At 74.8% G+C, this 15,997-nt stretch carries 11 protein-coding genes; 3 read left to right on the forward strand and 8 right to left on the reverse strand.

Annotated elements, in window-relative coordinates; genetic code table 11:
* Positions 1-50: 50 nt before the first annotated feature.
* The 5 genes from ABTZ17_RS31640 to ABTZ17_RS31660 all read right to left on the reverse strand — a co-directional run bounded on the left by ABTZ17_RS31640 (position 51) and on the right by ABTZ17_RS31660 (position 6,600).
* Positions 51-1,448: a serine hydrolase domain-containing protein gene (locus ABTZ17_RS31640; RefSeq protein ID WP_352199223.1), complete on the reverse strand. Its 1,398-nt coding sequence runs from the start codon at positions 1,446-1,448 to the stop codon at positions 51-53.
* Between the two features lie 131 nt (positions 1,449-1,579).
* Positions 1,580-2,974, reverse strand: coding sequence for a sensor histidine kinase (locus ABTZ17_RS31645; protein WP_352199224.1), 1,395 nt, complete (start codon positions 2,972-2,974; stop codon positions 1,580-1,582).
* Between the two features lie 73 nt (positions 2,975-3,047).
* Positions 3,048-3,719 (reverse strand): response regulator, encoded by a 672-nt coding sequence (locus tag ABTZ17_RS31650; protein WP_352199225.1) that lies wholly within the window; start codon positions 3,717-3,719, stop codon positions 3,048-3,050.
* Between the two features lie 143 nt (positions 3,720-3,862).
* Positions 3,863-5,827 carry an FtsX-like permease family protein gene (locus ABTZ17_RS31655; protein WP_352199226.1) on the reverse strand — a complete coding sequence of 655 codons (1,965 nt, stop codon included), beginning with the start codon at positions 5,825-5,827 and terminating at the stop codon, positions 3,863-3,865.
* A 23-nt stretch (positions 5,828-5,850) separates the two neighbouring features.
* A complete protein-coding gene (locus tag ABTZ17_RS31660; protein WP_352199227.1) occupies positions 5,851-6,600 on the reverse strand; it encodes an ABC transporter ATP-binding protein in 750 nt (249 codons plus the stop codon).
* Positions 6,601-6,765: 165 nt separating this feature from the next.
* Between ABTZ17_RS31660 and ABTZ17_RS31665 the strand changes: the two genes are divergently transcribed.
* Both ABTZ17_RS31665 and ABTZ17_RS31670 read left to right on the forward strand, forming a co-directional pair.
* On the forward strand, positions 6,766-8,043 hold the full coding sequence (locus tag ABTZ17_RS31665; protein ID WP_352199228.1) for a sensor histidine kinase: 1,278 nt from the start codon (positions 6,766-6,768) through the stop codon (positions 8,041-8,043).
* Positions 8,031-8,687, forward strand: a complete 657-nt coding sequence (locus ABTZ17_RS31670; protein WP_352199229.1) for a LuxR C-terminal-related transcriptional regulator — start codon at positions 8,031-8,033, stop codon at positions 8,685-8,687. Before ABTZ17_RS31665 ends, ABTZ17_RS31670 begins: the two co-directional genes overlap by 13 nt.
* Here the strand turns inward: ABTZ17_RS31670 and ABTZ17_RS31675 are convergent.
* The 3 genes from ABTZ17_RS31675 to ABTZ17_RS31685 are packed head-to-tail and all read right to left on the reverse strand — an operon-like array spanning position 8,684 to position 11,981.
* Positions 8,684-9,895 carry a glycosyltransferase family 4 protein gene (locus tag ABTZ17_RS31675; RefSeq protein WP_352199230.1) on the reverse strand — a complete coding sequence of 404 codons (1,212 nt, stop codon included), beginning with the start codon at positions 9,893-9,895 and terminating at the stop codon, positions 8,684-8,686. The two genes, ABTZ17_RS31670 and ABTZ17_RS31675, sit on opposite strands and share 4 nt — an antisense overlap.
* Positions 9,892-10,704: an FkbM family methyltransferase gene (locus ABTZ17_RS31680; RefSeq protein ID WP_352199231.1), complete on the reverse strand. Its 813-nt coding sequence runs from the start codon at positions 10,702-10,704 to the stop codon at positions 9,892-9,894. The genes ABTZ17_RS31675 and ABTZ17_RS31680 overlap by 4 nt, the downstream gene beginning before the upstream one ends.
* Positions 10,701-11,981: a glycosyltransferase 87 family protein gene (locus ABTZ17_RS31685; protein ID WP_352199232.1), complete on the reverse strand. Its 1,281-nt coding sequence runs from the start codon at positions 11,979-11,981 to the stop codon at positions 10,701-10,703. The genes ABTZ17_RS31680 and ABTZ17_RS31685 overlap by 4 nt, the downstream gene beginning before the upstream one ends.
* Before the next feature lie 1,088 nt (positions 11,982-13,069).
* Between ABTZ17_RS31685 and lanKC the strand changes: the two genes are divergently transcribed.
* Positions 13,070-15,697 (forward strand): class III lanthionine synthetase LanKC, encoded by a 2,628-nt coding sequence (lanKC, locus tag ABTZ17_RS31690; protein ID WP_352199233.1) that lies wholly within the window; start codon positions 13,070-13,072, stop codon positions 15,695-15,697.
* The last annotated feature ends 300 nt before the right edge of the window (positions 15,698-15,997 follow it).

The raw sequence follows: 15,997 nt of genomic DNA on the forward strand, positions 1-15,997 counted from the left end.
AGTGTGAATGTAGTTCTGTCGTGTGATCTTCCGATCTGAGGCCGGGGCTGCTACTGGACGGGCACGCGCAGCGCGGACCGTCCGGCGAGCTGCAGGGCGGCGATGCGCCCGGTCGAGCCGTCGGTGACGAAGCGGCCCAGGTACGGGGCCTCGTCGGCGTCGGTGCGCCGAGCGGTGAACACCAGTCCCTCGTGGAGGGTGAGGGCGGCCCGCAGGCCGGTCCCGTCGGTGAACTCCAGTGCGCCCGGCCCCGCGTTCGCGGTGCGCCGCACGGAGAACGAGGTGTCGCCGTTGCGGTAGTCGCCGAGCACGTCGAGGGACGCGGTCGCGCCTCCGGCGGCTCCGGCGACCCCTGCGGCACCGGTGTCGTCCCAGGTGAGCAGCGGGGGAACGAGGGGCCTGCTGTCCCCCACGGGGACGCCGGCGCCGCGCAGTTCGTCCACGAGCCGGGCCCACATGCGGGTGCCCGTGGTCGCGTTCGTGGTCAGGGCCACCGCCGTGCCGCTCTCCGGGTGGAAGCGCAGGTGCGCCGTCCCCCCGTCGACCGTGCCGTCGTGGCCGAGCCAGTCGCCCGCGGGAGAGGAATACACGCCGAGGCCCAGGCCCCAGCCGTCCGCCATTCCGAAGGGCGCGGCGGCCGCGACCCGTTCCCACAGGGCCGCCCGGACCGCCGGGTCCGGGAAGAGGACGGAGCCGTCCTCCGCGCCGAGGTGGGAGCGGGCGAAGGAGAGGAGGTCCTCGGCGCTGCCGGCGAGTCCGGCGGCCGGTGACCAGGCGGGCGGGAGGAACAGGCCGACCGGGTCCGCCCCGGCCACGCCGGGCCGCACCACGTGGCAGTCGGCGAGGGTGCGGGCCGGTCCCCGCGGGCGGCCGCCCGGCCGGGCGGTGAAGCAGGGCACGATGCCGAGGGGCTTGAGGACGAGCTTCTCCATGGCCTGCTGCCAGGTCATGTCGGTGACCGCTTCCACCATCCGGCCGAGGAGCACATAACCGGTATTGGAATAGGAGAATGCGGTTCCGGGCTCGTACAGGATTCCGGTCCGGGCGGCGCTCGCCGCGTACCGGGCGGGATCCATGGTCTCGGAATCCTCCGGTTCGTGATCGGCCACGAGACCCGAGGTGTGGGAAAGCAGGGACCGCACGGTGACGGAGGCCATACGGGCGTCCACGGCGCCTTCGAATTCCGCCAGGTAATCACCGACGGGATCGTCGAATTCCACATCCCCGTCGGCCACCAGGCGGGCCACCAACGCCGCGGTGAACGCCTTGGTCACCGAGCCGTAGGCGAAGGCCGTTTCCAGTGTGACCGGGTCCGCAGACCCGGACCGCACCACTCCGGCGGCGACCGACAGGCCGCCCTCCGGGCCGTGGACCGCCAACTGTGCGCCGGGTACCGAGTGCTCCCTCGCGAGCTCGCGCAGTCGGTCGGCAACGCGCCGTGCTGTCACGTTTCCCCCTCATCGAACGCCATCCGGTGCGGCTAGCCACACCCAGGGGGGTGCGGTTACCCGTACCCCCACATCCTCAGCCAGGCGATCATGAAAGGGCAAGGAGTTTCGTTCTGAGGCAAACACGCAGGTCAGAGGTGGTTCACAGACCAGGGCAGCACGGCCGTCACCACGGTGGGACCACCAGCGGGACTCATGAGATCGAGCCGGCCGCCGAGTGCGGTCGCCCGGTCCTCCAGGCCCCGCAGCCCGGTCCCGGCGGATCGGGAGGCCCCGCCGGCGCCGTCGTCCGTCACGGAGACCACCAGATGACCGTCGTCCTGTTCCAGGCCGACCTCGATGCGGGTGGCCTCGGCGTGCTTGACCGTGTTCGCCAGGCATTCGGCGATGATGAAATAGGCCGTGGATTCGACACCGACATCCGGTCGACGATCGAGGGTGCTGCGCACTTCCACTGGTACGTGGAATTTCTCGGTGAGCGCCGTGACGGCGGCATCGAGACCACGGTCGCTGAGAATGGGCGGCTGAATTCCGCTCACGAGGTCGCGGATCTCGTCCAACGCCTTGCTGATTTCCTGATGGGTTTCGTCGACGAGGGCGGCGAGGAATTCGGCGTCGTCGCTCTTCCGGCGCCGCGCGTGGGCGAGGCGCATCAGCAGGACGGCCAGTCGGGCCTGCGCGCCGTCGTGGAGGTCCCGTTCGAGTCGGCGGTAGTCGGCGTCGGCCACCCGCAGGGCGGCGATGCGCTGGCGCTCGGCCGCGGCCTCCCGCCACTCGGCCTCGGCGGCATCGATGCGGCTGAGGATCCGCACGACCATCCGGGCCCTCAGCCGCCCCATCCAGAACAGGAGCAGCAGCAGCCCCGCGAACACGGCCACGGACGCGCTCGCCACGGCCGCCCGGGTGCCCGCTCCCTCCACCCGGATGGTCAGCCCCGGGCCGAAGGCCAACTGCTCGGGCGCGCCGAAGGGCAGGGCCACCACGAAGGAGACCACCGGGATGGCCAGGGCCGCCAACGGAACCAACCAGACGGTGCCCAGCAGGAGCAGGCCGAGGTATCCGATGTCGTCCCAGCCGGCCCGCCCCTCCCCGGGGCCGCGCGCGACGGGTCCGCCGGCGCCCGCTCCCGGGCCCGCGGACGTGCGGACGGGTCCGCCGCCGGACGGCGACGGACCCGGAGCCGGGGGTGGGCCGGCGGGCAGCGGGCCGGGGGGCGGCTCGCCCACGACCGAGTGCGCGAGGTGGCGCTCCAGGTCGGCGATCGCCCGCAGCAGCGGCAGGCTGAAGGACAACCCCTCGCGGACGGCCGCCACCCGGGCCGGCAGTCGGCCGAGGGCGGTGCGCAGCTCGGCCACGAGCGGCGGCCTCGGCCGCTCGCCCGCACCCCACCGCAGTACGGCCGTGACGCCGCGCAGGCAGCCCACGGCGCCGATGGGCAGGCCGACCATCAACAGCCAGGACAGGGCGCGCAGGAGCAGGGCGACGACGACCAGCGGGGCCAGCAGGAGTCCCACCAGGCTGCCCACGGACAAATAGATGAGACCGGCGGCTACACGGTAAGGAGTCGGCAATTTCACGGAACTGAGAACCACTTACATTTCATCGAGTGGCGCCGGGCAGCCGCTCCATACCCCGGAGGTACTCGATTACAGCCAACACTCGCCGGTGGTTCTCACCGGAAATGGGAATCTGCAATTTTCCGAGAATCGAGGTGACGTGCTTCTCCACGGCGCGTTCGGATATTCCGAGACGGGCGACGATGCCGCTGTTGGTGAGTCCGGTCGCCATGAGTTCGAGCACCTGGCGTTCCCGGGGGGTGAGCAGGTCGGTGGCGCGCTTCTCCCGCGGGCTGCCGACGAACTGGCGGAAGATGTCGGAGTCGAGGACCATCTCGCCGCGCCGGACCCGGTGCAGGGCCGTCAGGAACTCGTCGAAGTCCCCCACCCGCTGCTTCAGCAGGTAGCCGACCCCGCCCCGGGCGTTGCGGACCAGTTCCTCGGCGTAGGTGTGCTCCACGTACTGAGAGAGCAGCAGCACCGCGGTGCCCTCGCACTCCCGTTGGATCTCGATGGCCGCGCGGATCCCCTCGTCGGTGAAGGTGGGCGGCATCCGGACGTCGAGGATCACGATGTCGGGTCGGGTGCGCCGGACGGTGTCGAGCACGTCGACGGTGTCCCCGAGGGAAGCGGCGACCTCAATTCCCTCGTCGTCGAGCAACCGCACTATTCCGGCTCTCAAGAGCGCGGAATCTTCGGCGATCACGACCCGCATGGAGACTCCTGCTTTTCGGGCCGCGTCAGTTGACGGACCGCGGCCATCGAACGGTGAGACGAGGGCAGCATCTGATATGGGTCCTCAGCATAGAGGCGGCGTGACGGGGAACGCCAGATCGGCCGGGCCTCCCCCGCCCGCCCCTACTGCCGCGAGGTGAGCGAGGCCACTCCGGCCGCCCGCAGCAGCCGGCCCGCGGCGGCCAGGCTCACCGTGACCGCGACGAGCACGCAGGCGCCCGCGAGGGAACCCAGCAGACCCCAGGGGACGCTCAGCTCGGCCTCTCCCCCGAACACCGGCAGTGCCCGGCGGTAGGAACCGGCTCCGAAGGCCACCGCGGCGGCGGCCAGCGCGACCCCGGCGAGGGTGGTGCCGAGCGCCTCCCACAGCGCCATCCTACGGATCTGACCGGCGCTGACCCCGGTGAGCTTCATCCCGGAGATCTCCCGGCCGCGGTGGCTGTAGGCCATCACCAGCGTTCCGGCCACGGCGATCAGAGCGTACAGCGAGGCCGGTCCGGTCAACACCAGCAGCACCAGGCGGTTGAGTCGGTCCCCGGCCGTGGACCGGTCCGCGAACCACCGGTCCGCCGGCGTCACTCGCACGGGGTCCGCGGCGGTGCGGGCCGTCAGCTCGGCGGCGAGGGCGGTGGCGTCCGCGGCGGCCTCCGGGCGCAGCAGGACGTACGCCCGCTCCGGAGCGGTGGCGGTACCGGCGTCGGCGCCCTGGGGCAGGAGCAGGTGGGGCACCACCGAGCCGCCGTCGAGCACGGTGGCGACCCGGGCGGTGACCGGCCGACCGCCGAACAGGCCGTACGTGACCTCGCTGCCGGGCTTCTTCCCGTACCAGTCCGCGAACTCCCGGGAGACGGCCACGGTGCCGGGGCGGAGCGGCCCGACGGTCCCGCCGTCGACGGTGACGCGGTGGGTGCGGGTGAGGGCCACCGGGTCGGCCACCGCCGCCTGGTCCTTCCACACCGAGTCCGGTCCGGCGACGGCCACCTCCAGGGCGGCGGGCGCGGAGACGGCGGCGACCCGCGGGTCGGCGCGCAGGGCGGCCAGCTGTGCGGGGGTCAACCCGTCCTGTCCGGGGGCCGGTTCGACGACGAGCTGGGCGGCGGTCCGGGCCCGGTCGTCGGCGGCCGTGGCCGTGCCCGTGGTGGACAGCACGGTGGTGAACACGCCCACGACGGCCACGACGGCCAGGACCGGGCCGACGAGGGAGGCCGTGCGGCGGCGGGAGGTGCCGAGGGCGGCCGCGGCCATCCGACCGGCGACGGGGTCGAGCACCCGCAGGGGCAGCGCCAGGAGCCGCAGCAGGGGGGCGAGGTACAGCGGGCCGAGCACGGTGGCGGCGACGGCCAGGACCATCGTGCCGAACAGGGCCAGCGGTGTGGCCGCTTCGGCCCCGGCGTCCGGGGCCAGCCGCACCATGACCACACCGGCCACCGCGAGCAGGACCCCGGTCACGGTCCGGCCCGCCGTCATCGCCCGGGTGTCCAGGTCGGCCTCGCGCAGGGCCTCGCTGGGACGGACGGCTGCCGCGCGCCGCGAGGCCGCGACCACGCCGAGGACGGCGAGGGTCAGCCCGGCCCCAACGGCGAACACCAGGGGCCACAGCAGGGGGCCGGGCCGCAGCTCGACCGGTGCCAGCCCGGTCCCGTTCAGGGCCTCGATCACGACGGGAGCGGCCGGTACGGCGGCCAGCGCCCCCAGCAGGGCGGCGGGGACGGCCACCACCAGCGATTCCGCCAGCACCATCCGCCGGACCTGGCCGGGCCCGGCGCCGACGAGGCGCAGCAGACCCATGTCGCGACGGCGCAGCGCGATCCCGAAGGCGCAGGTGCCGGCGATGACGAAGAGGGTGACGAAGGCCGAGATGACCCCGGCCATCGCCAGGACGCTCTGCACGCCGCCGAGGTCCAGTTCACCGCTCGCCAGGGTGCGGGCGGCGCCGCTGCCGTCGGTGAGGGTGACGGAGGGGCCGCTCGTGGCGGGCCGGTCCACCTCCCAGGTGGAGGCGAGGGCGGCGGCCGACACCCCGATCAGGGCGACGCCCAGGGCGAGGGCCACGAAGGTGCCGGCGAACAGCACCCAGTGGTGCCGCACGGTCCGAACGGAAACGCTCCACATCACTGGGCCTCCCAGCGCGCGAGCTGCTGGGCCACGGAATCGGCGGTGGGATGGTCGAGTCGTCCCACCACCCGCCCGTCGGAGAGGAAGACCACCCGGTCAGCGACGGCGGCGGCCACCGGATCGTGGGTGACCATCACCACGGTCCGACCGTCCCGGTCCACCGTGTCCCGCAACAGGGCCATGACCTGCCGGCCGGTCTGCCGGTCCAGGGATCCGGTCGGCTCGTCCGCGAACACCACCTCGGGCTCCGCCACCAGGGTCCGGGCGATGGCCACGCGCTGCTGCTGACCGCCGGAGAGTTGCGCCGGGCGCCGGTCGGCGCGGTCGGCGAGCCCCACCTGGGCCAGGGCCTCCAGGACCCGGGCCTTGCGGACCCGGCCGCCCTGGAGGCGCAGGGGCAGGGCCACGTTCTCGTAGGCGGTGAGCATCGGCAGCAGGTTGAACTGCTGGAAGACGAATCCGACCCGGCGCCGCCGGACCTCGGTGAGCTCCCGCTCCCCGCAGGTGGCCAGGTCGGTGGAGCCGAGCAGCACCTGCCCGCTGTCCGGCCGGTCCAGGCCCGCCGCGCAGTGCAGCAGCGTGGTCTTGCCGGAGCCCGAGGGGCCCATCACCGCGGTCATCGCCCGCTGCGGGAACGCCACCGTCACCTCGTGCAGCACCGGTACGGGACCGGCGGCACTGGGGTAGCTCTTCGAGAGGGAGCCGAGGTGGACGGCGGGCAACTGGAGGTCGGTCAAGAGCGACATGCCTGCCATTCGACCAGGTCACAGGGGTGCGGCGCAGTGGGTCTACGCGGAGTCGGCGGGGGAGGGTTTTCCCTACCATCGGGGATAGGGTCGTGGGACGGGGTCCGTCCGCCCGGCGGCCGGCGGCCCCGTCGCACCGCCGATTCCGCTGGAGGGACCCACCCGATGGACGTCGCCGTCTGGGAGGCCGTACGACGCCGTCCCGGCCGTTTCCTGTTCTCCTCCTGGCCCCTGCGCGCCTGGGGCTTCCTGGTGAGCGGGACCGTGCTGGGCGCGGCCCTGCTGGTGGTGCTGGCCGCGCTGCTGTTCGCGGGGATCGGACTGTCGGTGGTCGGGGTCGGGCTGGTGGTGCTGGCCGGGGTGGCGGTGGTCGGCGTGCCCGTGGCCGCGCTGGAGCGGCGGCGGCTGCGGTGGGTGGAGCCGGTGCCCCTGGTCGACCCGCACGGCTCGCTGCCCGGCACCGGTGCCCTGCCCTGGCTGCGGACCCGGCTCAAGGAGCGGGCCACGTGGCGGGAGCTCGCGTACACCCTGCTCTTCGCGGTGGTGTTCACGGCGGTCGGCATCGGATTCACCGCCCTCTTGGCGCTGTCCGTCCTGCTGTCCGTGACTCCGGTGATCGTCTGGGCGATCGCGCCGGACACGGTGATGCTCGTGCCCGGGCGGCCCATTTCCGAGCCGGTCGCGGCGCTGCCCGGTACCCTCGCCGGACTGCTCGGTCTGGTGGTCTCCGCGTACGTGGGCGCCCTGCTGGCCGGTACCCAGGTCAGGGTGGCCCAGTTCCTGCTGTCGGCCCGCGAGGAGGACCTCGGCAACCGGGTCATCGAACTCACCCGCTCCCGCGCCCGGCTGGTCGACGCCTTCGAGGCCGAGCGGCGGCGCATCGAACGCGATCTGCACGACGGTGCCCAACAGCAGCTGGTGGCGCTGTCGATGACCCTGGGCCTCGCCGAACTGGAGCTGCGCGGCCAGGACTCCCCCGCCCTGCCGCTGATCTCGCGGGCCCGGGGCGAGGCCCGACAGGCCCTGGAGCAGCTGCGCAACCTGGTCCGCGGGATCCACCCGCAGGTGCTGACCGACCACGGGTTGGCGGCGGCGGTCGCCGAACTGTCCCTGCGCAGCCCGATCCCCGTCACCGTGGACATCGAACTGCCGCGCCGGCTCCCCGCTCCGGTGGAGAACACCGCCTACTTCACCATCACCGAAGCCCTGGCGAACGCCTCGAAGTACAGCGGCGCCGACGAGGTCCTGGTCCGCGGGCGGTTGGAGGGGGAACAGCTCGTCCTGGTCGTCAGCGACGACGGCCGCGGAGGCGCCGATCCGTCCGCCGGGACCGGTTTGCAAGGATTGGCCGATCGTGTGGCGATTTTGAAGGGCAGGTTGATCGTGATCAGTCCCGTGGGCGGACCGACCCAACTGCGGGTGGAGGTGCCGTGCTCCGCGTAGTGCTCGCCGAGGACGCCGTACTGCTCCGCGCCGGGCTCGTGGAACTCCTCTCCCGCGTGGGACACGAGGTGGTGGCCGCCGTCGGGGACGCCGGGGAACTGGCCCTCGCCGTGGACGCCGACCGGCCCGACGTGGTCATCACCGACGTGCGGATGCCCCCCGGGTTCCGGGACGAGGGGCTGCGCGCCGCGCTGGAACTGCGCGAGCGGCACCCCGGACTGCCGGTGCTCGTCCTCTCCCAGTACGTGGCCACCGCCTACGCCAACCAGCTGTTCGGCGGCGGCTCCTCGGACGGCGGCGGTCTGGGCTACCTGCTCAAGGACCGGGTCGGGGAGGTCTCCGAGTTCCTCGACGCGCTGGACCGGGTGGCGGAGGGGCAGACCGTGATCGACCCGGAGGTGATCCGGGTGCTGCTCCAGGCCGCGGACAAGCCGCTCCTCCGGCTGACCCCGCGCGAGCGCGAGGTCCTCGCGGTGATGGCCGAGGGCCTCAACAACCAGTCGATCGCACGACGGTTGAGCATCACGGAGGCCTCCGTGGTCAAGCACGCGAGCAACATCTTCATGAAGCTCGACCTGGACCCCGCCGAGGGGAACCGACGGGTCCTGGCCGTCCTCGCCCACCTCCGGGGCCAGCAGGGCTAGTCCGTGTCCTCCGGGGAGGGGCGGTGGCGGCCGGCGGGGGTGCGGGGCTCGTTCCGGGGCGGGGCGGCGTCCAAGGGGCGGTCGGGGTCGAGGAGGGCGGCGAGCCGACGGGCGGAGCCGTCCCAGGTCCAGTTGCGGGCCACCCAGGCGCGCCCCGCCTCGCCGCTCAGCGCCCGCCGCGCGGGGTCGGTCAGGGTGCCGGTGAGGGCCGCGGCGACCGCGGCCGGGGAGCGACCGTCGACCACGGTGCCGGTGACGCCGTCCAGGACGGTGTCGGGGGCTCCGCCCGAGTCCCCGACCACCACGGGGAGTCCGCTGGCGGCGGCCTCCAGGAAGACGATGCCCAACCCCTCCGCCTCCAGGCCCGCCTTGCGGGTCCGGCAGGGCATCGCGAACACGTCGGCGGCGGCGTAGTAGTCCGCGGTCGCGGCGTGGTCGAGGCCGCCGGTGAACACGACCCGGCCGGGGGCGTGGCGGGAGGCGAGCCGGCGCAGCCGGGCGGTGTCCGGGCCCTGCCCGACGATGACGAGGACGGCGTCGGGCACCTGCCGCAGGATCTCCGGCATGGCCTCGATCAGCACGTCCTGGCCCTTGCGGCGGACCAGTCGGGACACGCAGAGGATCACGGTGCGGCCGTGCAGCCGGTGCCGGTCGCGCACCCGTCGGGCCGCCTCGCCGTCCCCGCCGTCCGGGCGGAAGGCCGTCGGGTCGACCCCGGGCACCAGGCGCTCCAACCGGGCGCGCGGTCCCAGGGCGGGGGCTATCCGGGTCCGGGTGTACTCGCCGAGATAGGTGACCACGTCCACGTGGTCGCCGACGCGCCGCAGCAGTCGGCCCGCCCCGGGCGTGCGGGCCCACCAGATCTCGTGGCCGTGGGTGGTGGCCACCATCCGGCGGACGCCCCCGCGGCGCAGGGCGGGGGCCATGGCCGCGAGCGGGGCCGCCGCACCGAACCACACGCGGTCGGCTCCGTGCTCCCGGGCGAGTTCGAGGGTCCTGCGGGTGACGCGGCGGGTCGGCAGCAGCATCCGGGCGGAATCCCGGACGACCGGGAAGGGCAGGCCGGCGTCGTACGCGGCCGCGCCGGGCTCGTCGGAGGTGTACACCACCACGTCGTCGTCGGGCATCCGGGTCGCCATGGCGTGGACGAAGGTCTCGATGCCCCCTTGGCGGGGCGGGAAGTCGTTGGTGACGATCAGGGTGGTCATACGGAGGTTCGTCCTCGGTCGGTGCGGCCGGCGCGGTCCTCCGCGTCGGCGGGGCGGTGAGGGGCGCGGAACAGGTAGTTGCGGCAGTCGTCGGTGATCCGGTCCACCTCGGTCCAGCGGTGCCCGGTCCAGCGGTGGGCGCGGTAGCCGTAGCCCGCGAGGTGCCGCAGGAGGTCGGTGGGGTGGGCCCCGTACTTGGCGAGGTGCCGGTCCTCGATCTCCAGGAGCAGCGTCGGGCGGTGCCGGGCCAGGGTCCGGGAACCGCCGCGGAGCACGGCGAGTTCGGCGCCCTCGACATCGGCCTTGACGAAGCCGATGGGCGGGTCGCCGGCCGCTTCGGCCAGCTGGTCCAGGGTGCGGACCGGCACGGGGACGCGGCGCTCGGCGCGGAACTCCCGGTTGGGTCCCGGTCCGTCGGCCCCCTCGGTGAGGTAGGCACGGCCGTGGACGGGCAGTCCCCGGCGGCGCGGCAGGCTCATGAGGCCCCGGCCGGGCCCGGCCGCGAGGGCCGTCCGGTGGATGGTCACCTGCGCCGATCCGAGGATTCGGGCCGTGGTGCGCAGCCAGCGGGCGGGCCCGGGCAGCGGCTCCACGCTGTGGACGCGGCCCGCGGGCCCGGTCAGATCGGCGAGCACCCAGGTGTACAGGCCGTACTCGGCACCGATGTCCACGCAGACGGAGCCGGGTGGCACCAGTCGGGCGAGGCCGGCGACCTCGTCCTCGACGAACGGCAGTCGGGAGGCGCCCCAGCGCAGGGCGGCGGCCACGGCGGCGGAACGCGTGCCCCGGCGGAGGACGGCGGGCCTCATCGGGTACCTCCGGACGGGACGGGTCGGAGCGGCAGGGGGCGGTGGTCGGCGCTCCGAGCGGCCGTGTTGCCGGCGACCGGGAGGCTCCCGGACCGGACGGGCCGGGTGGGCCGGGCGATCCGGCGGACCAGGCGCGACCACACGAGCAGGAGGGCGGGGAGGGCCAGGTAACCGAAGCGGCCGGCGGGCGCGAGCAGGAAGGCGAGGGAGAGGCCCAGGGCGAGCCGGTCGGCCGCCCCGACCAGATCGCGAGGGGGCCGCACGAGGAGGGAGACCCCCACCGCGAGGCCGCCCGCGAGCAGCAGGCCCACGGCCGCGTACCAGCCCGCCTGGCCCAGGTCGGCGAGGAGCCGGCCGGGCATCGGGCTGCTCGCGGGGGTGGTGAACTCGCCCCGCCCGGTGGGGAAGGCCAGCACCTGTTCGGCCATCGCCCGGGGCGAGAACAGCAGGCCGGGCAGCAGGGCGACGGTGGTGCCCGCGAGGGCGACGCCGGCGGCGCGGAGGGCCGAGCGGAGTCCGGCGCGGTGGGCGAGCAAGGCCATGACCACGGGGACGGCGGGCCAGGCGGTCCACTTCAGGGCGCACGCCCCGGCCAGCGCCAGCCCCGCGGCGACCGGTCGGCCTCGGGCCGCGAGGGCGAGGGCCAGGCACAGCAGGCCGGTGAGCGGCAGGTCCACCCCGCTCACCACGAGCGGCAGGGCCACCACGGGAGAGGCGATCAAGGCGCCCAGGCCGGTGGCGTACCCGTGCCGGGCCCCCGTGGCGGGGGTCGGGGCGAGGGTGCGGCGGCCCGCCCGGAGGCAGCCGAACAGGACGGCGGCGCACCACAGTCGGGCGTCGCCGAGGACGCCCGCGAGGGGGCCGTCCGCGCCCAGCACCGCCCGCGGCAGGCCGAGCAGCGCCATGCCGGGCAGGTAGGGGGTCACCTCGGTGACCGCGTGCGGGTCCGCCACGTACGGCGTCGCCTGTTCCAGCAGGAGCCGTCCGGCCCGCTCGATGACGCCGACCTCGCTCTGCGCGCCCCCGCTGACCATCAGGAAGGCGAGCGGCACGAGGACCGCGCCGGTCAGCGCGGCGCCGACGGCCACGGTCCGGGTGCGGGGGCGGTCCGGCCCCAGGGAGACCAGGGCGGCGAGCAGGTAGCCCGCCGCGGCACAGGTCCCCCAGACCCGGTGGGTCTCCAGGGTGGATACCAGGGGGAACGCGGCGGCCCACCCGAAGGCGACCGTCCAGCCCGCCACCCACACCGGCCGCCGGTTCCAGGAACGTCGAGCCACAACCCGTTGAATCAGCACCCGACCATTCCATCGACGGGGCGGGCCGGCGTCATGACGGGCAAGTGGAGACCTGATGGTCGGGTTTACCCGACCATCAGGTCCCGGCGGCCCCGGCCGCCGGAGCCGGCCCGGGTGCGTGCCGGGAGGGACGGGTGGGGGTGAGGGTGTGGGTGGGAGTGAGGGTGTGGGTGGGGACGCTCTTTCGTACGGGGATCCCACGGGCGGGCCCGCGCGGGGCGCAACGCTGGGTGATCGACCGGTGATCCCGGGTGGGAGCCGCTGTTAGGTTCGGCCGAGGTCCGGTTCGGGTGGCAGCCCGCGCGCCGGCGGGCCCGGCAGCAGACGGCGCGGGTGGGCTGACAGCAAGGACGCACGATGGCGACGTTGGACCGGATGGACGCGGGGCTGCGCGCCCTGCACCTGCGGGAGGGCCGGCGCAGGGCGCAGCTCCTGTTCGCGCACGTGACGGGTACGCAGGTGCTCCGGCCCGGACGCAGCGTGGAGGAGGCCGACAACCGCGTCGCCCTGATCGCCCGGGACGTGTTCGGGGCGCGGGCGGGCCGGGTCGTCCGCCGGTTCGTGCGCTCGCAGTCGGGCGGGTCGGTGGGGGGCGGGCCGTGGCCGGAGCCGGTCATCGGTGAACAGGACCTGGTCGTGCTGGACTTCGGCCCGCTGCTGGCCCCCTACGAGACGGGTTTCGTCCGGACGATGGCCCTCGGTGAGGACCCGGCGCGGCGCCGTCTCGTGCAGGACCTGGCGGCGGTGGTGGCCGGTGCCCGGGAGGCGTTCCGGGCCGATCCGTCCCTCACGGGCCGTGCCCTGCATGCCGTGGTGAGCGACCTGCCTCGACTGAACCCGGGCCGCGTCCTCCGTCGCGGCCCGGGTGGGTCCGACCGGTTCGATCGCCTACGAGGAGGACCTCCGCCGCCCCCACCGCCCACGCCTGACCACCGGCCCCGGGGCGGCCCCTCCGGTCCGGTACCCCGCCGCTCCGGTACCGCCGCCCGACCGCCTGTGGAGCTGCCGCTCCCGGGCCCCGATCCGCGGAACCCTGGAGGTGTCCACCCCACCACCCCTGAGGAGTTCCCGTGCTCGAAGGCTTCGGCGAGGCGCTCGCGGACCGCGAGTACCACCTGCCGCTGTCGAGCGTGGCCGACCCCGGGCCCGCCTTTTCCCCCGGCGCCGTACCACCCGGCGCGCACGGCACCGAGCAGGGCATCTGGACCTTCTGGAACGGCCGGCGCACCGGACTCGTCGAAGAGGGCTGGAAGATCCACGTGTCGGCGCGGCCGGACCGGGCGCGGCACGTGCTCGACACCGTCGCCGGGATCTGCTTCGACGAGGGGGTGCCGTTCAAGCACCTGAGGGCCCGGCTGTTCTTCCTGTACCTGCACCACAAGCACGCCCCGCGCGCGCAGGCGGGGAAGTTCTGCGCGGTGTACCCGCCGGACGAGATGACGGCCCGCCGGCTGCTGGAACGGCTGAGCACGGCCCTCGACGGGGAGGAGGGACCGTACGTGCTGACCGACCGGCGGTTCCGCGACTCCCGGACGGTGCACTACCGGTACGGGGCCTTCCAGGGGGGCCGCAGCCGGCTCCGGGCGGACGGCACCCGGGAGGGGCTGGTCCGGGACGGTGCCGGGCGGGAGGTGGTGGACGCGCGCCTGCCCGCCTTCCTGCTGCCGGACGGCGTCCGCGATCCGTTCGCCGAGCCCGAGGAGGAGCCGCCGGCCGGACCGGTGCTGATCCGCGACTACGAGGTGACGGGGGCGATCCGGCTGGGCAACGCGGGCGGCGCGTACCGGGCCCGCGACCGGCGGACCGGGCGCGTCGTCTTCCTCAAGGAGGCCCGCGCCCACAACGGTCTGGTCTTCGACGGCACCGACGCGCGGGCGCGGCTGCGGCACGAGTACGGGGTGTTGCGCGCGCTGCACGCGGCCGCGCCGGGGGTGGCGCCGGAGCCGCTGGAGCACTTCACCGAGTGGGAGCACGACTTCCTGGTGACCGAACACGTGGCGGGGCAGCCGCTGGTGTCCTGGCTGAGCCGGTCCTCGCCGCTGGCGCGCGCCGACCGCACCGGGGAGTCCATCGCCGCCTACTACGCGGCGTGCCGGGGGCTGTTGGACGGGCTGGACGCGGCGCTGGCGCGGCTGCACGCGGCGGGGTACCGGTTCGGCGACCTCAGTCTCGGCAACGTCCTGGTCACTCCCTCGGGCGGGGTCCGGCTGGTGGACTTCGAGGCGGCCACGGAGCTGTCCGCGGCCCCGTCCGGGATGGGCACGCCCGGGTTCACCCCGCCGCCGGGAGTGCGCCGGTCCGATGCCGGGCCGCTGCTGCACGACCGGTACGGTGCCGCGGCGGTCGCGCTGGCCTGCGTCGCGCCCTTCCACGAGACGGCCGAGCACGCGCCGGAGAACCTGGCCCTGCTCCGGCACGACCTGGCGGACGTGGCCCCGCCGGCGGACCTGTGGCGGCGGGCGACCGTCTTCCACCGGCCGGACGGGCGGGCGGCGCGGGACGGGGAGGGTCCCCGTCGCCCGCCCTCCCCGGCCGAGGTGGACGCGGATCCGCGCGGTTGCCTGACCGACCTGGCCGCGCGGGTGACGGCGGGGCTCCTGGAGACCGCCGACGCCGACCGGCCGGAGTGGGCCTTCCCGCCCTCGGCGGAGGCGTTCGGCACCAACACGGTGTGTCTGGCGTACGGAACGGCCGGGGTGGTGCACGCCCTGCACCGGACCGGAGCCGCGGTACCGGAGGAGATCCTGGCACGGCTGCGCCGCGAGGCGTCCGCCCTGCGCGGGGCGCTGCCGCCCGGTCTGTGGGTCGGTTCGGCGGGGGTCGCCCGGGTCCTGGCCGAGACGGGCCGGCCCGAGCAGGCCGTCGAGCTGTTGCGGGAGGCCGAGGCCCACCCGCTGACGGCGTCCTGCGGGACGATGGCGGGCGGCCGGGCCGGGGTCGGTCTGGCCTGGCTGGCCCTGCACCGGCTGACCGGGGACCCCGGGCACCTGGAGCGGGCGGCCGCGGCGGGCGAGGGCCTGCTGGGGGCCGCCGATCCGGGAGCCCTCCTCGGGGAGCACGACGCCCGCGGCCTGTTCCACGGCCGCGCGGGGCTCGCGCTGTTCCTGCGCCGGCTTGCGGAGGCCACCGGTGAGGACCGGTTCCGGGAGGCGGGCCGCCTGCTGCTGCACCAGGAGCTCGACCGCACCTTCCCACTGCCGGACGGCACGCTGTCCCTGTCCGACGACGCCCGCCGGACCCGGGCCATGCCGTACCTGGGCACCGGCGCGGCCGGTCTCGTGACGGCGCTGGTCCCCTACGCGGCCGGCGCCCCGGACGAGCGGTGCGCCGCGGCCCTCCCGCGACTGGTCGCGGGGGTCCGGGTGTCACGGGCGACGAAGGAGGTGGGGCTGTACCGGGGGCTGGCCGGGCTGAGCCGGTGCCTGACCGGGTACGCCGAACACGCCGGCACGGACGGGGCCCGCGAGGACGCCGTGCGGGCCGCGACGGGGCTGTTGAAGTACGCCGTCCCGTACCGGCGTGGGGTGCGGTTCCTGGGCGCGGGGGCGCAGCGTTTCACCGCCGACCTGTCCCACGGCGCGGCCGGGGTGCTGTTGTCCCTGCACCGCCTGCTGTCGGGCCCGCTCCTCGCGGAGGAGCCCCGCCCGGTGGGCGTCCCCGTTCCGACGCCCCCCTGGCCGGTCCTCGCCCACCCCTGACCGACCCGCTTCCCCGACGCGCCGCGCCCGTATCCCGATCGAATCCCCCTCGGACCCCGAGAACGGCTCCGAGACGACCCCGAGTGCACGTCCCACAAGCGACACCGACCGATACAGGAGATCCACCATGAGCCAGATCCTCGCCCTCCAGTCCCTGGACGTCGAGCAGGAGGCGGACGCCGTGTTCCCGTGCTTCAGCGTCGCCACCCAGACGGTGCGGACCAGCTCGTCGTGGGTGACCGGGGCCCCACCGGCCAGGAGGAGGATCCGCAGGACGGCCGTCTCCTTCGGGGAGAGTGC

This window comes from Streptomyces sp. NPDC097619, from assembly GCF_040302735.1.
Lineage (GTDB): Bacteria > Actinomycetota > Actinomycetes > Streptomycetales > Streptomycetaceae > Streptomyces.

Bases quoted from the DNA above. Each gene is read 5' to 3' on its own strand.
- ABTZ17_RS31650 (WP_352199225.1), bottom strand. From the start codon at position 3,719: ATGCGGGTCGTGATCGCCGAAGATTCCGCGCTCTTGAGAGCCGGAATA.
- ABTZ17_RS31660 (WP_352199227.1), bottom strand. From the start codon at position 6,600: ATGTCGCTCTTGACCGACCTCCAGTTGCCCGCCGTCCACCTCGGCTCC.
- ABTZ17_RS31665 (WP_352199228.1), top strand. From the start codon at position 6,766: ATGGACGTCGCCGTCTGGGAGGCCGTACGACGCCGTCCCGGCCGTTTC.
- ABTZ17_RS31675 (WP_352199230.1), bottom strand. From the start codon at position 9,895: ATGACCACCCTGATCGTCACCAACGACTTCCCGCCCCGCCAAGGGGGC.
- ABTZ17_RS31680 (WP_352199231.1), bottom strand. From the start codon at position 10,704: ATGAGGCCCGCCGTCCTCCGCCGGGGCACGCGTTCCGCCGCCGTGGCC.